At 33.2% G+C, this 20,245-nt stretch carries 23 protein-coding genes; 8 read left to right on the top strand and 15 right to left on the bottom strand.

The genetic code is table 11. The annotated features are described in order from the left end of the window. Positions 1–124: 124 nt before the first annotated feature. The 4 genes from VGE71_RS10850 to VGE71_RS10835 form a co-directional block, all read right to left on the bottom strand. Positions 125–1,021: a LamG domain-containing protein gene (locus VGE71_RS10850; RefSeq protein WP_331138345.1), complete on the bottom strand. Its 897-nt coding sequence runs from the start codon at positions 1,019–1,021 to the stop codon at positions 125–127. A 347-nt stretch (positions 1,022–1,368) separates the two neighbouring features. Then, the gene (locus tag VGE71_RS10845) at positions 1,369–2,289 is read right to left on the bottom strand and encodes a LamG-like jellyroll fold domain-containing protein (protein WP_331138344.1); all 921 of its coding nucleotides are present in this window, start codon (positions 2,287–2,289) and stop codon (positions 1,369–1,371) included. 328 nt (positions 2,290–2,617) lie between these two features. Then, on the bottom strand, positions 2,618–3,658 hold the full coding sequence (locus VGE71_RS10840) for a PLP-dependent cysteine synthase family protein (protein ID WP_091491556.1): 1,041 nt from the start codon (positions 3,656–3,658) through the stop codon (positions 2,618–2,620). Positions 3,659–3,729: 71 nt separating this feature from the next. Continuing rightward, positions 3,730–5,790 carry a S9 family peptidase gene (locus tag VGE71_RS10835; protein WP_331138343.1) on the bottom strand — a complete coding sequence of 687 codons (2,061 nt, stop codon included), beginning with the start codon at positions 5,788–5,790 and terminating at the stop codon, positions 3,730–3,732. A 144-nt stretch (positions 5,791–5,934) separates the two neighbouring features. On the opposite strand from VGE71_RS10835, the gene VGE71_RS10830 reads away from it, so the two are divergent. Then, complete coding sequence (locus tag VGE71_RS10830; protein WP_144214440.1) at positions 5,935–6,255, top strand: YbaB/EbfC family nucleoid-associated protein; 321 nt, start codon at positions 5,935–5,937, stop codon at positions 6,253–6,255. 98 nt (positions 6,256–6,353) lie between these two features. Here VGE71_RS10830 and VGE71_RS10825 read toward each other — a convergent pair whose 3' ends face one another. Continuing rightward, on the bottom strand, positions 6,354–7,373 hold the full coding sequence (locus tag VGE71_RS10825; protein WP_331138342.1) for a GntG family PLP-dependent aldolase: 1,020 nt from the start codon (positions 7,371–7,373) through the stop codon (positions 6,354–6,356). 152 nt (positions 7,374–7,525) lie between these two features. Between VGE71_RS10825 and prfB the strand changes: the two genes are divergently transcribed. Continuing rightward, positions 7,526–8,624, top strand: a protein-coding gene (prfB, locus tag VGE71_RS10820; RefSeq protein ID WP_144214444.1) for a peptide chain release factor 2 whose coding sequence is annotated in 2 segments (ribosomal slippage) — positions 7,526–7,588 and positions 7,590–8,624 — 1,098 coding nt in all. Because the reading frame shifts where the segments join, the coding sequence is not laid out codon by codon here. A gap of 73 nt (positions 8,625–8,697) precedes the next feature. Next, positions 8,698–9,144 (top strand): peptide-methionine (R)-S-oxide reductase MsrB, encoded by a 447-nt coding sequence (gene msrB, locus VGE71_RS10815; protein WP_331138341.1) that lies wholly within the window; start codon positions 8,698–8,700, stop codon positions 9,142–9,144. A 53-nt stretch (positions 9,145–9,197) separates the two neighbouring features. On the opposite strand, the gene VGE71_RS10810 is transcribed toward msrB, so the two are convergent. The 4 genes from VGE71_RS10810 to VGE71_RS10795 all read right to left on the bottom strand — a co-directional run bounded on the left by VGE71_RS10810 (position 9,198) and on the right by VGE71_RS10795 (position 10,840). Beyond that, positions 9,198–9,404 carry a hypothetical protein gene (locus VGE71_RS10810; protein ID WP_331138340.1) on the bottom strand — a complete coding sequence of 69 codons (207 nt, stop codon included), beginning with the start codon at positions 9,402–9,404 and terminating at the stop codon, positions 9,198–9,200. A 5-nt stretch (positions 9,405–9,409) separates the two neighbouring features. Beyond that, positions 9,410–9,721, bottom strand: a complete 312-nt coding sequence (locus tag VGE71_RS10805; protein ID WP_307777128.1) for a DUF3817 domain-containing protein — start codon at positions 9,719–9,721, stop codon at positions 9,410–9,412. Further along, positions 9,721–10,179, bottom strand: a complete 459-nt coding sequence (locus VGE71_RS10800) for a hypothetical protein (protein ID WP_331138339.1) — start codon at positions 10,177–10,179, stop codon at positions 9,721–9,723. Before VGE71_RS10800 ends, VGE71_RS10805 begins: the two co-directional genes overlap by 1 nt. A gap of 70 nt (positions 10,180–10,249) precedes the next feature. Then, positions 10,250–10,840, bottom strand: coding sequence for a TetR/AcrR family transcriptional regulator (locus VGE71_RS10795; RefSeq protein ID WP_331138338.1), 591 nt, complete (start codon positions 10,838–10,840; stop codon positions 10,250–10,252). Positions 10,841–11,003: 163 nt separating this feature from the next. Between VGE71_RS10795 and VGE71_RS10790 the strand changes: the two genes are divergently transcribed. The 5 genes from VGE71_RS10790 (at position 11,004) to hemN (ending at position 15,702) form a co-directional block, all read left to right on the top strand. Further along, the gene (locus VGE71_RS10790) at positions 11,004–12,632 is read left to right on the top strand and encodes an acyl-CoA carboxylase subunit beta (RefSeq protein WP_331138337.1); all 1,629 of its coding nucleotides are present in this window, start codon (positions 11,004–11,006) and stop codon (positions 12,630–12,632) included. A gap of 122 nt (positions 12,633–12,754) precedes the next feature. Then, a complete protein-coding gene (locus VGE71_RS10785) occupies positions 12,755–13,177 on the top strand; it encodes a DoxX family protein (protein ID WP_144214458.1) in 423 nt (140 codons plus the stop codon). Between the two features lie 109 nt (positions 13,178–13,286). After that, positions 13,287–13,634, top strand: coding sequence for a hypothetical protein (locus VGE71_RS10780; RefSeq protein WP_331138336.1), 348 nt, complete (start codon positions 13,287–13,289; stop codon positions 13,632–13,634). A 106-nt stretch (positions 13,635–13,740) separates the two neighbouring features. Continuing rightward, positions 13,741–14,217: a hypothetical protein gene (locus tag VGE71_RS10775; RefSeq protein ID WP_144214463.1), complete on the top strand. Its 477-nt coding sequence runs from the start codon at positions 13,741–13,743 to the stop codon at positions 14,215–14,217. A gap of 120 nt (positions 14,218–14,337) precedes the next feature. Further along, positions 14,338–15,702, top strand: coding sequence for an oxygen-independent coproporphyrinogen III oxidase (hemN, locus tag VGE71_RS10770; protein ID WP_331138335.1), 1,365 nt, complete (start codon positions 14,338–14,340; stop codon positions 15,700–15,702). Between the two features lie 20 nt (positions 15,703–15,722). Here the strand turns inward: hemN and VGE71_RS10765 are convergent, their stop codons facing one another. The 6 genes from VGE71_RS10765 to ccoO all read right to left on the bottom strand — a co-directional run. Continuing rightward, on the bottom strand, positions 15,723–16,424 hold the full coding sequence (locus VGE71_RS10765) for a sulfite exporter TauE/SafE family protein (RefSeq protein WP_331138334.1): 702 nt from the start codon (positions 16,422–16,424) through the stop codon (positions 15,723–15,725). Between the two features lie 6 nt (positions 16,425–16,430). Then, a complete protein-coding gene (locus VGE71_RS10760; protein WP_331138333.1) occupies positions 16,431–16,880 on the bottom strand; it encodes a FixH family protein in 450 nt (149 codons plus the stop codon). Between the two features lie 12 nt (positions 16,881–16,892). Further along, entirely contained in the window at positions 16,893–18,311 is a 1,419-nt protein-coding gene (gene ccoG / locus VGE71_RS10755) for a cytochrome c oxidase accessory protein CcoG (protein ID WP_331138332.1), read from the bottom strand. Positions 18,312–18,328: 17 nt separating this feature from the next. Continuing rightward, complete coding sequence (locus tag VGE71_RS10750) at positions 18,329–19,267, bottom strand: cbb3-type cytochrome c oxidase N-terminal domain-containing protein (protein WP_331138331.1); 939 nt, start codon at positions 19,265–19,267, stop codon at positions 18,329–18,331. A gap of 1 nt (position 19,268) precedes the next feature. Then, entirely contained in the window at positions 19,269–19,463 is a 195-nt protein-coding gene (locus VGE71_RS10745) for a CcoQ/FixQ family Cbb3-type cytochrome c oxidase assembly chaperone (RefSeq protein ID WP_144214483.1), read from the bottom strand. 7 nt (positions 19,464–19,470) lie between these two features. Next, positions 19,471–20,245, bottom strand: a 775-nt coding sequence (ccoO, locus tag VGE71_RS10740) for a cytochrome-c oxidase, cbb3-type subunit II (RefSeq protein WP_331138330.1), incomplete at its 5' end; no start/stop codon positions are given.

The raw sequence follows: 20,245 nt of genomic DNA, 5'->3' as shown, positions 1-20,245 counted from the left end.
TATGAAAACCTAATAAATTACAAGATAAACCATTATAAAATTAGCACTTATAGCAATCAATGCATTAAGCTAAAAACAAAAAACCTTCTGAAATTCAGAAGGCTTTTTTACAATTTTAAAGTTGTTACTTTTTCTCAGCAGTATTGATTACCTTAATCAAATAAGTTCCTTCTGGTAAATCGGTTAAATTAGAAGCATCTGTTCCTATCAGTTTTTTACCTTGAGAGAAAACCTCAATGCTTTTCCCTGTTTTATTAATGTCATTTGAAGCGGCAACTATCGGAGCCACAGTTTTTACAGGTGGCGCGACAGTTTTCTTCACCGTATTAGTAACTGGAGCAGATTGCGCTGAAACAACAACAGTCGGTTTAGAACTATTATAAGCCTCTTTTACCTGTTCATCTGTCATTGCAACACTATATAATCTTAGATCATCAATATCGGCATTGATACTTGTTGAGGTGTTTAATTTTCCGATGTTCAGAATATAACCTTTTGCCGAACGCTGAATTCCTTCGACAGTTTTTAAGAGCTCTCCGTTACGGTAAATTTTAGAAACATTTCCGTCATAGGTAACGCTATAAAAATACCAGGTTTCTTTTACAAGAGGTACAGAAACGACAATGTTATTCGCATCTCCCCAACCTACTAAACTCAAGTCAGAACTACCAGAAACAGCTGGTTGCTGTATTAATCCAAAATACTGACCGTTTACAGCCGTTCCATAACCTAGAATATAATTTGCCGCGGTTACAGCATTAAACTTTACCCAAACAGAAAAAGTTTTTGGTTTATTATCTTGTGGAAGATCCCCAACTACAGCCTGATATGCTTTATTAGTCAACCTCAAAGCACTTTTTGGTGCTCCCATCCTGTCGTTTACAAAAACCGGAGTTCCTAAAAAAGAAAGGGTATTATCTGCACTGTTTAAGTTCCCGTTGAAAGTAAATTCCTGAACAGGATTTTGCGCATTGGTATTTAAAAAACTTACAAACATTAAAGCGAGTAATATTTTTTTCATAATTGTATATTTATCAGAATGTTTCTTGGATTTAAAAACAAATTTTACTGGAATCAAACTTCATTAAACAATTCTTCCAACTTCAATTTTGATTTAATATTTTTATAAATTTTGTTAAAAATATAATTTTAATTCAGTACTAACAAGTAATTCCTACACAAAAATAAAAGATTCTCACAAAATCAAAAACAAGGATATTACTTTCTTTCTGGCTAGATTTCTAAAAAAAATATATTTATAGTACAAAAAAGCCTTCTGATACTCTCAAAAGGCTTTTTTCACTATTTCAAAAAATTCTATTGCTTACGCAACTTAAAAACTAATATTAAAAAAATAAGTAAAAGCCATTATTTTGAAGTAATTTTTTGAGCTGGAGTACTTGTTACTTTTAATAAATAAGTTCCCTCCGGCAAATCATTAATATTCATTGCATTACTTCCTACTATTTTTTGCCCTTGCGAATACACTTCAATATTTTTAACAGAACCACTAACATCGCTAGAAGTTATTATTGTTCCGCTACCAGCTTTAGCAGCTGTTTTTCCTTTTGGAGTGATAGTAGTTTTAGACGTTTTTAATTCCATTACTGGTGCTGCCGCCACAGAAACAACTGGTTTTTCACTTTCATAAAGTGCACTAACCTGTTCGGGAGTTAAAGCAACATTGTAGATTTTTAAATCATCTATATCTGCATTAATACCAATTGTAGTATTAATTTCTCCTAATCTAAAAATAGTTCCATTTGTTGCTCTGGTCATTCCTTCAAGATATTTCAATAACTTTCCGTCACGGTAAATTCTCGACATTGTTCCCTCATAAGTAATCGTATAATTGTACCAAACATATTTTTCAAGAGGAGTAGATACAATTACATCATTAGAAGCTCCCCAGGCTGCCAGGCTCAAATCTGAATTAGAAGTAGATGTTCCTTGTTGCAATAAACCACAATATTGAGCATTGTAAGCATTTCCATAGCCCCAAATATAGTTAGCCTTAGAAATATCATTGAATTTAACCCAAATACTGATTGTTCTGGCATTTTTACCTTGTGGCAGATTTTCGATAACAGCTTCTAAAGCTTTATTGTTTAATCGTTGAGCTCCTCTGACATCTCCAGACCTGTCGGCAACGAAATTATCAACTCCCATAAATGAAGTGGTGTTGGCGGTATTATTTAAAGTACCATTAAAGTTAAATTCCTGAATCGGTGTTTGCGCATTAACATTCAAATAACTTACAAACAAAACTGTGAGTAGTAATTTTTTCATAATAATAGATTTTAGGGATTAAACAACTAAGGTTATTTTAACACTGCTAAACTAGATTATTATGAATCTGAAGGGAAATATTTCCGACAACTTACAGAAATACTCGTTAAAATAAACTTTTTCTCTCATTTTTAATCGTTAAAAGCACATTTCAACACTTTCAATACTATTACTAAAATACTACACAAATTTTAATCAACTTAATAATTTCTCACGTATAAATACGTGTTTTTAACAAAATACTCAATAACTTTATTTTGAATAAAGCGCATAAAAAAACTCCATTCGTAAATACGAATGGAGTTTGATATTTAAAAAAGTAATTTAATTACTTTACGAATTCAATTTTTTGAGCTTCTTCTTCGTTAACACTGTCAAAGAAACCTTGTTCATTCATCCAGTCATCACTAAATACTTTACTCATATAACGAGAACCGTGATCTGGGAAAATGGCAATAATATTGCTGTCTTTTGTAAATTCTCCTTCTTCAGCATATTGTTTGATAGCCTGCATTACTGCTCCCGAAGTATATCCAACAAATAAACCTTCTTTACGAGTGATTTCTCTTGCAGAGTGAGCACTTTCTTCGTCAGTTACTTTCATGAATTTATCGATAATATCGAAATCTGTAGCCGATGGAATCAAGTTTTTACCCAAACCTTCTATACGATAAGGATAAATTTCTTTGCTGTCGAATTCTTTTGTTTCATGGTATTTTTTCAATACAGATCCAAAAGCATCAACTCCTAAGATTCTAATATTTGGATTTTTTTCTTTTAAGAATTTTGCAGTTCCAGAGATAGTTCCTCCTGTTCCGCTGCAAGCAACTAAGTGCGTAATTTGTCCTTTTGTCTGTTCCCAAATTTCCGGACCTGTAGTGTTGTAGTGAGCATCAATATTCAATTGGTTAAAATATTGATTGATGTAAACCGACCCTTTTGTTTCTTCGTGTAAACGTTTTGCTACATTATAGTATGATCTTTCATCATCTGCAGAAACGTGTGCCGGACAGACATATACTTTGGCTCCTAAACTTCGCAGCATGTCAATTTTATCTTTAGATGATTTTGAACTTACTGCTAAAATACAATTGTAACCTTTAATAATGCTTACCATTGCTAAACTAAAACCTGTATTTCCAGATGTTGTTTCGATAATGGTATCTCCTGGCGAAAGAATTCCTCTTTTCTCGGCTTCTTCAATAATATATAATGCGATTCTATCTTTTGAGGAATGACCTGGATTGAAAGCTTCTACCTTTGCGTAGAAATTCCCTTCTAACTCTTCGGTGATTTTATTTAGTTTAATAAGCGGGGTATTACCTATTAACTCTAAAACATTATTATAAGCGGTTATTTCTTCTTTCATAAAAAAATAGTTAATCAAAGGCCTTTTTAAATTAACCTTGATAGGTTGCAAATTTAACAAAAAAAATCTAATTAGCTTTTAATTTTTTCTAAATCTAATAAAAAACTAAATTCTTTTGCTAAGTCTTTTAAAGCCTCAAAACGTCCCGAAGCCCCGCCATGCCCTGCATCCATGTTGGTATCTAAAAACAAAAGTTTATTATTTGTTTTTAAATCTCTCAATTTTGCAACCCATTTAGCTGGCTCCCAATACTGTACCTGCGAATCGTGTAATCCGGTAGAAACATACATATTAGGATATTCCTGCGCTTTTACATTATCGTAAGGTGAGTACGACAACATATAATCGTAATATTTTTTATTGTTTGGGTTCCCCCATTCATCATACTCTCCTGTTGTAAGCGGAATACTGTCATCCAACATCGTGGTAATTACGTCTACAAAAGGCACCTGAGCAATGACTCCATTGTACAATTCAGGAGCTTCATTTACAATTACTCCCATTAAAAGTCCACCAGCCGACCCTCCTTCTGCATAAAGATGTTCAGGAGAAGTATACTTTTGGTCTATTACAAATTTAGAGCAATCAATGAAATCTGTAAAGGTATTTTTCTTTTTTAACAGTTTCCCGTCTTCATACCATTGTCTTCCTAAGTCCTCACCTCCTCTAATATGTGCGATTGCATAAACAAATCCGCGGTCAAGAAGCGATAATCTTGTTGAAGAAAAGTAAGTATCCATCGTTATTCCGTACGAACCGTAAGCATACAACAATAACGGATTTTTACCATTTTTCTCTAATCCTTTTCTGTAAACCATCGAAATTGGCACTTTTACTCCATCTCTTGCCGTTGCCCAAATACGTTCTTCTATGTAATTATTTTTATCAAATTTGCCACCTAAAACCTGCTGCTCTTTTAAGATTTCTTTGGTTTTAGTTTTCATATTAAAATCAATCACAGAAGACGGTGTTGCCAATGATTGATAGCTGTAACGTAAAATATCGGTGTCAAAATCGACATTTGTTGTCGTATAAGCGTTATACGTTTCACTTCCAAAAGGAAGATAATAATCAGGTTCATCACCCCAAGGCATGATTCTAATATGATTTAATCCGTTTGAACGTTCTTCTACAACTAAATAATTTTTAAAGATTTCAATATCTTCCAACAAAACATCTTCTCTGTGTGGAATAAGATCAACCCAGTTTTTCTTTCCTGTTTTGTTTTCAGGTGTTTTCATTAATTTAAAATTCGTCGCTTTATCTTTATTAGTCAAAACATAAAACGAATCTTCATAATGAGAAATACTGTATTCCAATCCGCGAACACGTGGTTGAAAAACCGCAAATTCTCCGTCAGGATCATTAGAATTTAAAATCCTATATTCTGTTGTTAAAGTACTTCCAGAACCAATAACAATATATTTTCTTGATTTTTCTTTACTGATGGAAACATTAAAAGTATCATCGGTTTCATCATAAACCAAAACATCTTTTTCAGAAACTGTATTTAATTTATGTCTAAAAACTTTATCAGCTCTTAATGTTACCTGATCCTGTCTCACATAAAAAATAGTATTATTATCGTTTGCCCAAACTGAAGCTCCGGTAACATTTTCTATTTTATCTGCTAAAATTTCACCTGTTTCTAAGTTTTTTATTTGAATAGTATAAATTCTTCTACCCACAATATCAACTCCAAAACTGGCAAATTTATTATCTGGACTAATGCTTAAGCCTCCTAATTTGAAGTAAGCATGTCCTTTTGCCATTTCGTTACAATTAAAAAGAATTTCTTCTTCTGCAGAAAGACTTCCTTTTTTTCGAGCGAAAATTGGATAATCCTGTCCTGTTTCGAAACGTGTAATGTAAAAATATCCGTTATAGAAATAAGGAACCGAAGAATCATCTTCTTTAATTCTTCCTTTCATTTCTTCAAACAGATTGTCTTTTAAATTTTGAGTATGAGAAGTCATGCTTTCATAGTAAGCGTTTTCCTGATTTAGGTAATCGATCACTTCTGAATTTTCGCGGTCATTCAGCCAAAAGTAGTTGTCAATCCTCGTTTCTTTATGTTTTTTTAATGTTTTTGGAATTATGTTAGCCTTTGGGGCTGATATATCATTTTGCATTTATTAAGCATTAATTTTTAAATATGAAGACGCAAAAATAGCACAAACCCAACAGAACAGAATTAATTTTTTCTTAAAATATTCTATTGAATTCACACAGCAATATACTAATTTTGTCTGAAATAATTTAAAAAATCAACAAAAATGGATTTAATGGGAATGATGGGTAAACTTAAAGAAACCCAACAAAAAATTGAAGATACAAAAAAGCGTTTAGATACTGTTTTGATTGATGAACAAAGCGCTGACGGATTATTAAAAATTACCATTACGGCAAGCAGAAAAATAAAAACAATCTCAATAGACGATTCTTTATTAGAAGACAAAGAACAATTAGAAGATTACTTAATTGTGACTTTAAATAAAGCAATCGAAAAAGCTACAAATGTTAATGAAAGAGAATTAGATGCTGTAGCCAGAATGGATATGCCGTCTATCCCTGGAATGGATAATTTGTTTAAATAAAAAAGGGACAAAGGAACAAAGGTTCAGAGTTACAAAGGTTTAAAATCTTTGCTAAAAACCTCTGAACCTTTGTCGCTTTGTTACTTTGTTACTTTTTCCTAAAACTTCGAAAGTGTTTCTAATACATAAGTATGCATCACTTCTTTATAATCAAGATGCGTAACAATACGAAGTTTATTATGTCCTAAAGAACTTATAAGGATATTTTTCTGTTTTAATTTCTCGATTAACAATTGGTCACTATACCCTTCTGCCAGCGAAAAAATCAAAATATTGGTTTCAACAGGTTCTATAGATGCGATCCAAGGTTTTGTGCTTAAGATTTTCGCAATTTCTTTTGCTCTGCGATGATCTTCTGCCAATCTTTCGATATTATGAGCCAAAGCATATAATCCCGCAGCTGCTAAATAACCAACTTGACGCATTCCACCACCCAATATCTTCCTGATTCTCAACGCCCTGTGAATATCAGCTTTACTTCCAAGCAATACCGAACCAATTGGAGCACCTAGTCCTTTAGATAAACAAACCGAAATTGTATCGAAAATAGCTCCAAATTCTCTAGGATTCTGTCTCTTAGCTACTAAAGCATTCCAAATTCTCGCACCGTCTAAATGGAATTTTAAATTATGAGCATCACAGACCTTTTTTATTTCTCTTAAATCTTCTAATTCGTAACAGGCTCCACCACCTTTGTTGGTTGTATTTTCTACACAAACCAAACTAGTCAATGGACTATGATAAAATTCTGGATCATTTATCGCTGCTTTTACTTGTGCAGCCGTTATCATTCCTCGGTTTCCATCTATTAAACAGCAAGAAACTCCGCTGTTAAAAGAAGCACCTCCTCCTTCATAATGATAAACGTGTGCATACTTATCGGCAATCAATTGTTCACCAGGCTGCGTATGTAGTTTAATTGCTGTCTGGTTTGCCATAGTTCCAGACGGAAAAAAAAGCCCAGCTTCCATACCAAAAAATTCTGCTGTTCTGTTTTCTAATTCAATCACCGTTGGGTCCTGTTTGTATACATCATCGCCAACATGGGCGTTAAACATATACTGCAGCATTTCATAAGTAGGCTTTGTTATGGTATCGCTGATTAAATTTATTTCCATATTCTAAAAACTATATCTTATTTTTGTATGCAAAATTACGTATTACAAATAGTTATTCTGAGCAAGTTTTAGTAAAATTTAACTCGCTAGTTTCTATAGACCAAATTAACGTAATAATTCTAAAAAACATATAAAAACCTATTAATTAATTTATGACAACAGCCGAACAAGTAAAAGGTATTGTGGAGCGCCTTGGTGCGTTGAGGAGGTATCTTTGACGTCGATGCCAAGCTAATCGAAATTGCCAACGAAGAAGAAAAAACATTTGCTCCTGACTTTTGGAACAATCCAAAAGAAGCAGAAAACATTGTAAAAAATCTTCGAAACAAGAAAAAATGGATTGAAGATTATGACAAAGCTGTCTCTCTTACAGATGAATTACAGCTGGCTTATGATTTTTATAAAGAAGGTGAACTTTCAGTTGATGAATTAGATGAACAATACGATGCTGCACAATCGCACATTGAAAACATCGAATTCAAAAACATGCTTTCTGATGAAGGTGATAGTTTAAGTGCTGTAGTTCAGATTACTGCTGGAGCTGGAGGAACTGAAAGTTGCGACTGGGCAGGAATGCTAATGCGTATGTACATGATGTGGGGAGAAAGTTATGGCTACAAAATCAAAGAACTTAACTTTCAAGAAGGTGATGTTGCTGGAATTAAAACCGTAACTTTAGAGTTCGAAGGAGATTATTCGTTCGGATATTTAAAAGGAGAAAACGGTGTTCACCGTTTGGTTCGTATTTCGCCGTTTGATAGTAACGCTAAACGTCATACTTCTTTCGTATCGGTTTACGTTTATCCATTAGTTGATGATAGTATCGAAATCGACATTAATCCTGCCGATATTGAAATTACAACTTCTCGTTCGAGTGGTGCTGGTGGACAGAACGTAAATAAGGTTGAAACTAAAGTTCAGTTAGTTCACAAACCAACTGGAATTCAGATTCAATGTTCTGAAACTCGCTCTCAGCAAGACAACAGACAGCGTGCTATGCAAATGCTTCGTTCTCAATTGTATGAAATCGAATTGAAAAAACAGCAAGCGCAACGTGCCGACATCGAAGCTGGAAAAATGAAAATCGAATGGGGTTCGCAGATTCGTAATTACGTAATGCAGCCTTATAAATTAGTAAAAGACGTTCGTACAGGTTACGAAACCAGCGATGTAGATGGTGTAATGAACGGAAATATTGACCCTTTCCTTAAAGCCTATCTAATGATGATGGGACAGAAAGAAGAGGAATAATATTCAGTCACAGTCGCAGTTTGCAGTCACAGCAACTTGAAACTTGAAACCTGAAACAAAAAAAACAAAAGTTATGATAAAATGGGCAGATGTAATTCATTTTACAAATAAAGGAAATCCAACTCCAGATAAAAGAGTGGAAAAAACAGAGGAAGAATGGAAACAAATTCTAACTCCAGAAGAATTTCAGGTAACGCGTTTAAAAGGAACTGAAAGATCTTTTAGCTCTGAAATGTGTAGTTTGTTTGAACCAGGAATTTATGAATGTAAATGCTGCGGTACTTTATTGTTTGATGCAAGCGAAAAATTCGAATCTGGAACAGGATGGCCGTCTTTTACACAACCTGTAAAAGAAAATGCAGTTGGTTATCATGCCGACAGATCGCACGGAATGGTTCGCGTTGAGGTAACCTGCAATGTTTGCGATTCACATTTAGGGCATATTTTCCCTGACGGCCCTCCGCCAAGTGGATTACGTTACTGCATTAACGCACTTTCTTTGAATAAAGTAAAAGAATAGTTTTCAAATTATACTATAAAAAACCAGAAGTTAATTCTTCTGGTTTTTTGTTTTTATAAAGCTTCACATTCGAAACCAATTACCTTCATTAGAAAAGTTACTTTTTCGATAATATCATCTTTACATTCAAATCGCAAAATATTATCACAGTCTTCGAGATCAAAATTCCATTTAGAATTCGGAAATAACTTATTAAGCTTAGGAGCAATTTTCTTTATTTTAGAAACACTGTCAACATTCGTTTTAAATACAAAAACCATAATTATCAGGTATTGATTTTACTTAAGATTTTAGAATCGATATAAAAAGTTCCAAAAGGAACTATACATGCCAGAAGTACTTTCCAAGTAGTCTCTTTAAATTTCCAATTCTGCTCTACTCCTACACTCAAAGTATTAAAAATAAAAAGTAGAAATAAAGCACCATGAATAGTTCCAACGGGTCTTGTTAAAAACGGCATTTCAAAAATGTATTTTAGAGGCATCGCAATAAAAAACAAAATCAAAAGTGATGTTCCTTCTAAAAATCCAATAATTCGTAAACGCCCGGTGTTAGTTTGAAGTAAATTTTTCATCATTATCTTAAATAAGGTCGGTTAGCAAATGGTGAGAATGGCCATGGAATGGCAACAAAAATGATAATTAAAGCGATTGAAAACCAAATCAACATGGTTTTAAATTTTTGTTTATCAGAAAGTCTTCTTTTTGCTAAAGCAGAACCAATTGTAATAAAAACAACCGCAATAAGCATTAAAACAATATGAATAAGTCCGAAGAAAAGGGTATCCATATTCTGAATTCCATCTTTAAAATTTCTCCAGAAATATTTCACGATTGGACTTTGCACATAAACCAATATTCCAAAAAGGAGCTGAATATGTGCAATAGTTGCCGTCCAATGTCGGACGAGATTATCTTTCTTGGTAAAAGAAAGTTGATAAGAATACCCTTTGTAAGCAATGTAAATCGAATAGATTAAGCTTACCAATACAAGCCATCGCATAAAAGAATGGCCAATTAAAATAGATTGATGCATTGTTTTTTGATTTAGACAATGCAAATGTATTTAAAAAACATACCAATTAGTATGTTTTTTGATGAAAATTTTATTTCAAATCATTCAAATACCTCTTAAACTCCTGTAGATAAACACCATAAGCCGTTTTATCGTTTTGAAGTTTTCCAAAATTTCTTATTCCCCAATAGCCTGATAAAATAAAAAGTGAGACTTGCTCTGCCACAATATCTTTTCGAATTAAACCTTTTTCCTGTCCTTTTTCAATAGCATTTACAATCGTTTCTTTCCATTGCTTTACTAATTCTGCCAAAGCTTCACTAAATTTAGTATTCCATGAAGCCATTTCTTGTGTTAGATTTCCAACTGGACAGCCGTATTTTACATCTAAAAAAGGATCTTCAAGCAATAGATACGAAATCATATTATAAAAATCATCAATAGGATTTTGAGAATTCTCTGTTGGTTTTATAAAATCATTCAACATCGTAGGCTTCAAAATCTCTTCAATAATGGCAATTCCCATATCATCTTTAGTTTTAAAATGGTAATAAAACGCCCCTTTTGTTACTTTGGTTGTAGCAATAATTTCATCAATACTTGTGGTTTGATATCCTTTTATATAAATCAACTCAAATGCTTTTTGAAGAATTGTAAGTCGTGTATTGGTTGCTTTTGACATAAAAAATACTAATTAGTATGAAGAACAAATTAAAGAAAATAATTTCAATTAAAACTTTTAGAAACTAATCTCAAGAGACTAATCATAATATAAAACTACTTTCTTTTATTTCAATTGATTTTGTAAATTAGCCAACGCTATTTTATAAAATCAATACTATATCATGGATTTAAACTTCAATAAAAACGAAGATTACAATAAATTGCTCCTTTCTGAATTAAAACAAAAATTTGCCAAAGTTAAATTAGGCGGAGGCGAAAAAAGAATTGAAAAACTGCATGCTGAAGGTAAAATGACAGCTCGTGAAAGAATTGCTTATTTATTGGATGAAAATTCGAAAAGTATTGAAATTGGCGGTTTTGCTGGTGAGGGAATGTATCCAGAACACGGAGGATGTCCTTCGGGAGGTGTTGTCGTGAAAATTGGCTACATCAAAGGAAAACAATGTATCGTTGTAGCTAATGATGCAACTGTAAAAGCAGGAGCTTGGTTCCCGATTACTGGAAAGAAAAACCTTCGTGCGCAAGAAATTGCGATGGAAAACAGACTTCCAATTATTTATCTTGTAGATAGCGCAGGTGTTTATTTGCCTATGCAGGATGAAATTTTTCCAGATAAAGAACATTTCGGACGTATTTTTAGAAACAACGCTCAGATGAGCAGCATGGGAATCACTCAAATCGCAGCCGTTATGGGAAGCTGTGTTGCCGGTGGTGCTTATCTTCCTATTATGAGCGACGAAGCTTTAATCGTTGATAAAACAGGAAGTATTTTTCTTGCCGGAAGTTATTTGGTAAAAGCCGCTATTGGAGAAACAATCGATAATGAAACTTTAGGTGGAGCTACAACACATTGCGAAATTTCAGGCGTTACCGATTATAAAGCCAAAGACGATAAAGATGCTTTAGACAAAATCAAAAATATTGTAGATAAAATTGGTGATTTTGATAAAGCAGGTTACAGCCGAATCAAAACTGAAAAACCAGCTTTAGAGCCAAATGATATTTACGGAATTATTCCAAAAGCTAGAAGCGAACAATATGATATGATGGAAATCATCAAGCGTTTGGTCGATAATTCTGAATTTGAAGCTTATAAGGAAGGTTACGGACAATCTCTTATAACTGGTTATGCCAGAATTGATGGCTGGGCGGTTGGAATTGTAGCGAATCAGCGTAAAGTCGTAAAAACCAAAAAAGGCGAAATGCAATTTGGCGGTGTGATTTATTCTGACAGCGCTGACAAAGCAACCCGTTTTATTGCGAATTGTAATCAGAAAAAAATTCCGTTGGTGTTTTTACAAGATGTTACCGGTTTTATGGTTGGTTCAAAATCTGAACATGGCGGAATTATTAAAGACGGAGCTAAAATGGTAAATGCAGTGAGCAATTCTGTTGTTCCAAAATTTACGGTTATTGTCGGAAATTCATACGGAGCTGGAAATTATGCTATGTGTGGAAAAGCATATGATCCTCGTTTAATTTTTGCCTGGCCAAGTGCAGAACTTGCTGTAATGGGTGGAACTCAAGCCGCAAAAGTGTTAGCACAAATTGAAGCATCTTCGCTTAAAGCGAAAGGAGAAAAAGTTGACGAAGAAAAAGAAACGGAACTTTTCAATAAAATAAAAGCACGTTATGATGAGCAGACTTCTCCTTATTATGCAGCAGCCAGAATTTGGACAGATGCCATCATTGATCCTTTAGACACCAGAACATGGATCTCAATGGGAATCGAAGCTGCCAACCACTCTCCTATTCAAAAACCATTTAATTTAGGAGTTATTCAGGTTTAAGGATTTAGGAATTCTCAACGATACGTTAAATAAAAAGCAAAAAACTTATTTTCAAGGTGTTAAAAATAAATATCTGATTAAAAATTAGTAACTTAGTATATAATTTTTAATCACACAACATCATGGAAAATGTAAAAAGTTTGAATAAATGGGCGAATTCGCACACTTATTTACCAGTGGATTTAGTACGTATTGTTTTGGGTGGATTTTTATTTATGAAAGGCGTCTCATTTGTCACCAATATTCAATACCTGCATGATTTGATTTCCCCAATTGATAAGTTTGGAGGAGGTATGTTTATGCTGCATTACATTGCTCCTGCTCATATGATTGGTGGTATAATGATTATTTTCGGATTATTGACTCGATGGGCAGTTGCAGCTCAATTACCTATTCTTTTTGGTGCAGTTCTTGTAAATTTTATGGGAAAAATGCATTCTGAGAGTTTACTTTTAGCCGTAATTGTTCTACTAGTCTGCATCTTCTTCTTATTTTATGGAAGCGGCAAACATTCTGCCGATTATTACTTCAAAATGCAACAATAAACCTTATAAATCCTCAGCTTTTTTTTATAAAAAACTGAGGATTCTTTTTGTTTGTTAATTAATTCTATAAAATTTCATTAATTGTGTTTTATGACTTAAATTCGCCGACATGAATTGGATTCGTAAAACCGTTATTTTTATTGCACTTTTGATTGCAGGTTTGTTTGCTTATCAGGCAGACACAGCTTCTGTGCATATAACTGAAACACAAAAAACGGATACCAATTTCTGCAAAGAGACAGGAGATTCGCAAGCTTTTATTCAGCCACAGGGAAGTTATCAGTTTGCAGCAAACATCAAAACAAATCCTTCAGGAATACTCAAGTGTTTTGATTCACTTTTACCGCTTATCCCACAGCATCAAACTGTTACAACTTCTACAATATATACTAAACTATTTACAACTCAAAGTAAAAAGGTTTTAGTCATACTCTACGCATTCCATTTTTTCTGGTAAATAAAATTTGATTTCCGATCGAAGATTTATTCTTCTATTCAATTAAAGCCGTTTTCTAACAGAAAGCTGGTTTACATCATTTTATTTATTTCATTAAAAAACCATTATGGAAACTACTACAACAATAATGGGAATTGTGATTTTAATTATTGTCGCAATTCCAGTATATTTTTCTGCACGTTCTTCAAAAGCGAGTAAAACAAGAATTTTAAATATCAAAAAAAGGTTCAATCCAAATCATCCAGAAGAGTTTGATTTGACAGAATCAATCAACAATAAGACTTTAACAATTGATCAAAAAAACAATAAGTTCATTTTGATGAATTTCAATCCAAATCAACAAGAATCAATATATGTGGATTTAAACACAATTGCTTCCTGCAAATTAATCCCAACGACAGATGCTGCTTCTGATACCATTATCAAAATTGATTTTGAATTTCAGGAAAAAGGAACATCAAAAAATATAACAATTCCATTCTATGATTTTGACGATGACCGAATCAAGCAAATAAGCGTCTATCAAGATCATCAGTTTGCGAAAAAATGGCTTAAAATCATCCAAGATTCTATTTCACGTTAGTTATTTAATTCACTTAAAAGAGACTCATTTTTGGGTCTCTTTTTTTTATAGCAATATGATATTTGTCATTTTATCTCGGTCAGTGAAGCTTTAATTTTGATGAAAACTAAATTCGTCGTTATGAAAATTTCTTTGACTCAGAAGTATAATGTCCCAGGTCCTAGATATACTAGCTATCCGACAGTTCCATATTGGAATGAAGCTGATTTCACATCAGAAAAATGGATCACAACTTTACAAAAATCATTCACAGAAAGCAATTCAAAGAACGGAATCAGTTTATATATTCATCTACCATTCTGCGAAAGCATGTGTACATTCTGCGGATGCAATAAACGTATTACAAAAAATCATTCTGTTGAAGAAAAATACATTCAGGCTGTTCTGAAAGAATGGAAAATGTATTGTGATTTACTTCCTGAAAAACCTATAATCAAAGAAATTCATTTAGGAGGCGGAACTCCAACTTTCTTTTCAAAAGAGAATCTGGAACAACTTATCAATGGAATTTTCAAAAATGCTGTAAAAGCAGAAAATCATGAATTTAGTTTTGAAGGACATCCTAATAATACCACTTACGAACAACTTAAAAAATTATATGAACTAGGTTTTCGTCGAGTAAGTTTTGGTGTTCAGGATTATTCGGCTACAGTTCAAAAAGCAATAAACAGAATTCAGCCTTTTCATAATGTTGCCAAAGTGACTTTTTGGGCAAAAGAAATTGGTTATACTTCAATTGGTCATGATATTATTTTCGGACTTCCGTTTCAAACTATCGAAGATGTAATCGATACTGTTGAAAAAACAAACTCATTAAAACCTGATCGTTTAGCTTTTTACAGTTATGCGCACGTGCCTTGGATAAAAGGAAACGGACAAAGAGGTTTTAATGATGAAAATCTTCCGAAAGATGCTGAAAAAAGAAAATTATACGAAACAGGTAAAAAAATGCTGATTCAAAATGGTTACCATGAAATTGGTATGGATCATTTTGCTTTGGTTGATGATAGTTTATACAAAGCGGCTCATAACGGAAAACTACATAGAAACTTTATGGGTTACAGTGCCTCTAAAACGCAAGTTATGATTGGCCTTGGTGTTTCTTCCATTAGCGACAGCTGGTATAGTTTTGCTCAAAACACCAAAAACCTTGAAGAATATTATGAGATTCTAGAATCTAACGAGCTTCCTGTTGTTAAAGGTCATATTTTGAATAATGAAGACTTAATCATTAGAAAACACATTTTGAATTTAACTTGCGAATTGGAAACTTCCTGGACCGCAGAATCTTTAAATTTTGCTGAACTTCCTGAAGTTTTAATTGCTTTAAATGAAATCGAAAATGATCAATTGATCGTGATTGAAAATAATAAAATCAAGATTACAGAAAAAGGAAGACCTTTTGTTCGTAACATCTGTATGGCTTTCGACTTACATCTAAAAAGAAAGTCACCGGAAACAAATCTGTTTTCGATGACTGTATAGAATCTTTTAAAAGATATTTTTTAATGGCAGTTTGGAGTTTGCTGCACAAATAAACTCATATTGGAAGGAGAAATATAAGGAATTCCTAATCCTAATCCGCGAAGGATAAATAAAACTCCAATCACTACTGCTACATAAGGAATTGCCTTTTGAATTTTGTTTCGAAACGGCAATTTCAATAGCGTATTAACATAAACTACAACTGTCATTAACGGGATTGTTCCGATTCCGAATAAAAGCATGTAAAAAACGCCATAAACAGCACTTTGCATCGCAATTGCTCCAAACAAAGCAACATAAACCATTCCGCAAGGAAGAAAACCATTTAAAAGGCCAATTGTAAAAAGAGATTTATAACTCTTATTTTTAAACTGACTTCCTAGGTTTGATTTTATTTTTGAAATGATTTTATAAACAGGTTTAGAAAAATTGTACTGAGTAAATTTCTTCTCTGGAATCAAAACCACAATAATCATAATTACACCAATAATTATTGACATTTTTTGTTGCAATCCTGCCAGAAAAAAACCTCTTCCTAACAAACCAAAAATCAATCCGATCGTAGCATAAGCTGTCAATCGTCCGAAATGATAGGTCATAATCTGTGTTACCTTTTTAGCTTCATTTTGCCTGTCTACCGGAAGCATCATGGCGATTGGTCCGCACATTCCTACACAATGCAAACTGCTTATTAATCCTAAAAAGAAAGCTGAGAATAACATTTTTTTTTAGTTTACGTAAATAACTTCTTTAGTAAGGTATTTTTTGCCTTCGTACTGCCATTCCATATTTACATCCCAGCGTCCTTTTACTAATTTTTTCTGCGGAATAATAATTTCTGAATTGGTTAAAGCAATCTGAGTATTGAAGTCAAATTTCTTGTTTGAAGGTCTGTACAATTGAATATTTCCTTTTACTTTATCACTCTGAAATCCTGCAGGAAAAATTACTGCTACACCATTTTCTGTATATTTGATTGATGGTTTATGCTGTAAATCGTGAGCATTCTGAATTCGAGCCATTTCTTCCTGAAAGTGCGTGTCGTGTTTGTAATATTCTTCTACAACCAAATCGTTATCGTATTTAGAATTGGATTGCACTTCAAAAACAAAATATAAAATAAATGTCATAAACAATCCGAATGCTATGACTATTCCTGTTCCCCAATTAAATTTCATAATAGTATATTTTTAATTAAAACTTCGTGGTCCTAAGAAATTTGTAGTTGTTGTTTCCAGGAGTTCAGAACCGTTATAAACTCCAATTTTTACTTTTGTTTTATCACTTTCTAATAAAACTTCATCTATTTCGATAAATAATGTTCCTTGAGAAATTCCTTCTTTTACAACTTTAAAATGTCTTTTCCCAACATTTTTAATTTCTCCTTTTTGATCAATCAATTCGAAATGAATATCATTATAATCTTTCATCGTTTTGTTTACAATTTTATAGGTGTAAACATTACTGATTTTTTCTCCGTTATGTTGAAACAATTGACCAGGCAAACGCAAAATAACAGCCTGAAGATCAGTTCTTAAAAACAGCATTCCAACAAAAATACTCAACAAAATAAAGAGAACAGCCGAATACCCTTTCATTCTTGCTGTAAATCTAAAAGGCTCTTTTTTTGCAATTTCATCTTCAGATGCATAACGAATCAAACCTTTTGGTAATCCTACAGATTCCATAATGTGATCACATTCGTCAATACAAGCTGTACAATTTGTACATTCTAGTTGCGTTCCGTTTCTGATGTCAATTCCCATTGGACAAACGTGTACACATTGAAGACAATCTATACAATCTCCTTTTCCGGTTAAAGCACGATCTTCTTTTTTATTGAATTTAGCACGTCCTTCTTCTTTTTCACCACGAACAAAATCGTACGCAACATTGATTGATTTATTATCTAAAAGAACACCTTGTAATCTTCCGTAAGGACAGGCAATAATACAAACCTGTTCACGAAACCATACAAAAACAAAGTAGAAAACACCTGTAAAAATAAGTAGCGCTATAAAATTACTAGCTTGTGCAATCGGACCTTGTTCAATCATTAAAAACAAAGAATCACTTCCGACTAAATAAGCCAGAAATACATTGGCAATAAGAAAAGAAATTAAAAAGAAAATAGTCCATTTGGTCAGTCTTTTTCTAATTTTTTCTGCATTCCATTCTTGTCTTGCCAAGCGTGATTGTGAACCTCGGTCTCCATCAATCCAATATTCAATTCGACGGAAAACCATTTCAAGAAAAATAGTCTGCGGACAAATCCAGCCGCAAAATATTCGTCCAAAAACAACAGTAAATAAGAGTATAAATACAACTCCAATAAGCATTGAAATTACAAAAAGATAGAAATCTTGTGGCCAAAAAGGGAATCCAAAAATATTAAAACGACGTTCTATAATATTGAACATCATAAATTGGTTTCCATTTATTTTGATAAACGGATTTATAAATAAGATTGCCAATAAAACATAACTGACAATTTTGCGGTAATCATAAAATTTACCAGACGGTTTTTTAGGAAATATAAATTTCCGTTTACCACCTTCATCTATAGTTCCAATGGTATCTCTAAAAGCTTCGTCTGGTAAATTTGACATGATATTTGTATTCTAAATTATTTTTTTACTGCTGTACTGTCTGCTGGTTTTGCCGCAGCGGCATCTGTTTTTGGAGCACTGTCATCAACCCAAACATCTCCTTCTGGTTCTTTCGGATCTTTCGGATTACTTCCTTGTAAGGACAGAATGTAACTTGCAACTTTTTGTATTTCTTTTGGTTTAAGAGTTCCTTTCCAGGCAATCATACCTTTACCATCTCTACCTCCATTTGTAATGGTATGAAACAGGTTTTTAATTCCTCCTCCTAAAATCCATTTATCATCTGTAAGGTTTGGTCCAATTTGCCCTCCTGCGTCGGCACGGTGACAAGCTGCACAATTGGTTGTAAAGATTGTTTTACCTTCATCCAAACTTGGTGCATCTGTTAGTAAAACCACTGTTTTTTCATCCATTAAATCTGGCGCTGTTTTCATGTATTCGGCAACATCAATTTTTGCCTGAGCCAATTCTTTTTTCAACTCCATTTCCTGATCATCTGCTCCTAAAACATCGTAACGGACTACGTAAATAACTCCGAAAAGGATGCAGATATAGAATAAATATACCCACCATGGTGGTAAATTATTATCCAACTCTTTGATTCCGTCATAATCATGATCCATCAACAATTCACCTTCTTTTTCAATTGGTGCAGTTTGAGTCAATTTGTGCATTAGGTTTTTAAACCAAGTACTTTCTTTGAAACTTAAACTTTCTTCAAGTTCTTTTTGTGCTTTTTCTTCTGGTGATAATAATTCATGCATTACACGATTAACAGCGCTAAGCGTGATTTCAATTGCAATTAATATGAAAAGAAAAACAAACAAGAAAAGTGAAATCATTGGATATTTTATAAAAGCTGGTTTATCACCTGAGTCTACAAAATATTCCATTAAAGCGAATACAGTAAAAAATATCACTGGTACCCTAACATATACTGGGAAAAACTTTTTCATTTTATTTATCTTTTGATGTTATAATAAGTCCTTCATCTAAAGGTATACTGCTCATTTCCTGAATTTTTTCTTTTCTGTAAGAGAACACCCAAAAGCCTAATCCTACAAAGAATAAAAAGAAAATCAAGAGGGAAAGAATCGGGTAAATTTCTATACCCGATATGGTTTCCATATTGTGTTTTATTTGTTCAAACATAATGCTGTTATTTAGTTTCTTTTACTTTAATATCAGTACCAAGTCTTTGAATATAAGCAATCAGAGCCACGATTTCTCTTTCATTCATCGGAATGAATTTCTCTCCTTTTGCTGCAGCTTTTTTACGGCTGTCTTCGTAACTCTTAACGAAATCAGGATCGCTTTCTAAGCTTTTTTCAATCTTAACTGCCTGTTCTCTTAAAGTTCTTTGTGCATTAGCAACATCTTCTGGAGAATATGGCACACCTAATGAAATCATTGCCTGCATTTTCTTTTGTGTCAATGAAATATCCATCGGTTTATTATCGAACAACCATTTGTAACCTGGCATAATTGATCCCGCCGATGTACTTTGCGGATTCCACATGTGGTTAAAATGCCAGTTGTCATTGTACTTACCACCTACTCTTAACAAATCTGGTCCTGTACGTTTTGATCCCCATAAAAATGGATGATCGTAAACAAACTCTCCAGCTTTCGCCTGTACTCCATAACGTTCTACTTCACTTCTAAATGGACGAACTGACTGAGAGTGACATCCCACACAACCTTCTCTAATGTATAAATCACGTCCTTCTAATTCTAAAGGTGTATATGGTTTTACACTTGAAATTGTTGGAATATTTGATTTTACCATAATAGTTGGTACAATCTGAATAATACCTCCAATTAAGATTGCGATTGTAGCCAAAATCGTTAACTGAATTGGTTTTCTTTCTAACCAAGAGTGGAATTTTTCTCCTCTTACTCTTCCGCTGCTTATTCTTTGCAAAGCAGGTGCT

The organism is Flavobacterium sp. (genome assembly GCF_036405015.1).
GTDB lineage: Bacteria > Bacteroidota > Bacteroidia > Flavobacteriales > Flavobacteriaceae > Flavobacterium.
This window is presented reverse-complemented; position numbering and strand designations above follow the sequence as displayed.

Excerpts from the sequence above, each read along its gene's own strand:
- VGE71_RS10765 (WP_331138334.1), bottom strand. The coding sequence starts at position 16,424 with ATGTTATTCTCAGCTTTCTTTTTAGGATTAATAAGCAGTTTGCATTGT.
- VGE71_RS10795 (WP_331138338.1), bottom strand. The coding sequence starts at position 10,840 with ATGTCAAAAGCAACCAATACACGACTTACAATTCTTCAAAAAGCATTT.
- VGE71_RS10775 (WP_144214463.1), top strand. The coding sequence starts at position 13,741 with ATGGAAACTACTACAACAATAATGGGAATTGTGATTTTAATTATTGTC.
- VGE71_RS10780 (WP_331138336.1), top strand. The coding sequence starts at position 13,287 with ATGAATTGGATTCGTAAAACCGTTATTTTTATTGCACTTTTGATTGCA.
- msrB (WP_331138341.1), top strand. The coding sequence starts at position 8,698 with ATGATAAAATGGGCAGATGTAATTCATTTTACAAATAAAGGAAATCCA.
- VGE71_RS10810 (WP_331138340.1), bottom strand. The coding sequence starts at position 9,404 with ATGGTTTTTGTATTTAAAACGAATGTTGACAGTGTTTCTAAAATAAAG.
- VGE71_RS10835 (WP_331138343.1), bottom strand. The coding sequence starts at position 5,790 with ATGCAAAATGATATATCAGCCCCAAAGGCTAACATAATTCCAAAAACA.
- VGE71_RS10825 (WP_331138342.1), bottom strand. The coding sequence starts at position 7,373 with ATGGAAATAAATTTAATCAGCGATACCATAACAAAGCCTACTTATGAA.
- ccoG (WP_331138332.1), bottom strand. The coding sequence starts at position 18,311 with ATGTCAAATTTACCAGACGAAGCTTTTAGAGATACCATTGGAACTATA.
- VGE71_RS10745 (WP_144214483.1), bottom strand. The coding sequence starts at position 19,463 with ATGTTTGAACAAATAAAACACAATATGGAAACCATATCGGGTATAGAA.
- VGE71_RS10830 (WP_144214440.1), top strand. The coding sequence starts at position 5,935 with ATGGATTTAATGGGAATGATGGGTAAACTTAAAGAAACCCAACAAAAA.
- VGE71_RS10850 (WP_331138345.1), bottom strand. The coding sequence starts at position 1,021 with ATGAAAAAAATATTACTCGCTTTAATGTTTGTAAGTTTTTTAAATACC.
- VGE71_RS10750 (WP_331138331.1), bottom strand. The coding sequence starts at position 19,267 with ATGAAAAAGTTTTTCCCAGTATATGTTAGGGTACCAGTGATATTTTTT.
- VGE71_RS10840 (WP_091491556.1), bottom strand. The coding sequence starts at position 3,658 with ATGAAAGAAGAAATAACCGCTTATAATAATGTTTTAGAGTTAATAGGT.
- VGE71_RS10805 (WP_307777128.1), bottom strand. The coding sequence starts at position 9,721 with ATGATGAAAAATTTACTTCAAACTAACACCGGGCGTTTACGAATTATT.
- VGE71_RS10760 (WP_331138333.1), bottom strand. The coding sequence starts at position 16,880 with ATGAAATTTAATTGGGGAACAGGAATAGTCATAGCATTCGGATTGTTT.
- VGE71_RS10785 (WP_144214458.1), top strand. The coding sequence starts at position 12,755 with ATGGAAAATGTAAAAAGTTTGAATAAATGGGCGAATTCGCACACTTAT.
- VGE71_RS10845 (WP_331138344.1), bottom strand. The coding sequence starts at position 2,289 with ATGAAAAAATTACTACTCACAGTTTTGTTTGTAAGTTATTTGAATGTT.
- VGE71_RS10790 (WP_331138337.1), top strand. The coding sequence starts at position 11,004 with ATGGATTTAAACTTCAATAAAAACGAAGATTACAATAAATTGCTCCTT.
- hemN (WP_331138335.1), top strand. The coding sequence starts at position 14,338 with ATGAAAATTTCTTTGACTCAGAAGTATAATGTCCCAGGTCCTAGATAT.
- VGE71_RS10800 (WP_331138339.1), bottom strand. The coding sequence starts at position 10,179 with ATGCATCAATCTATTTTAATTGGCCATTCTTTTATGCGATGGCTTGTA.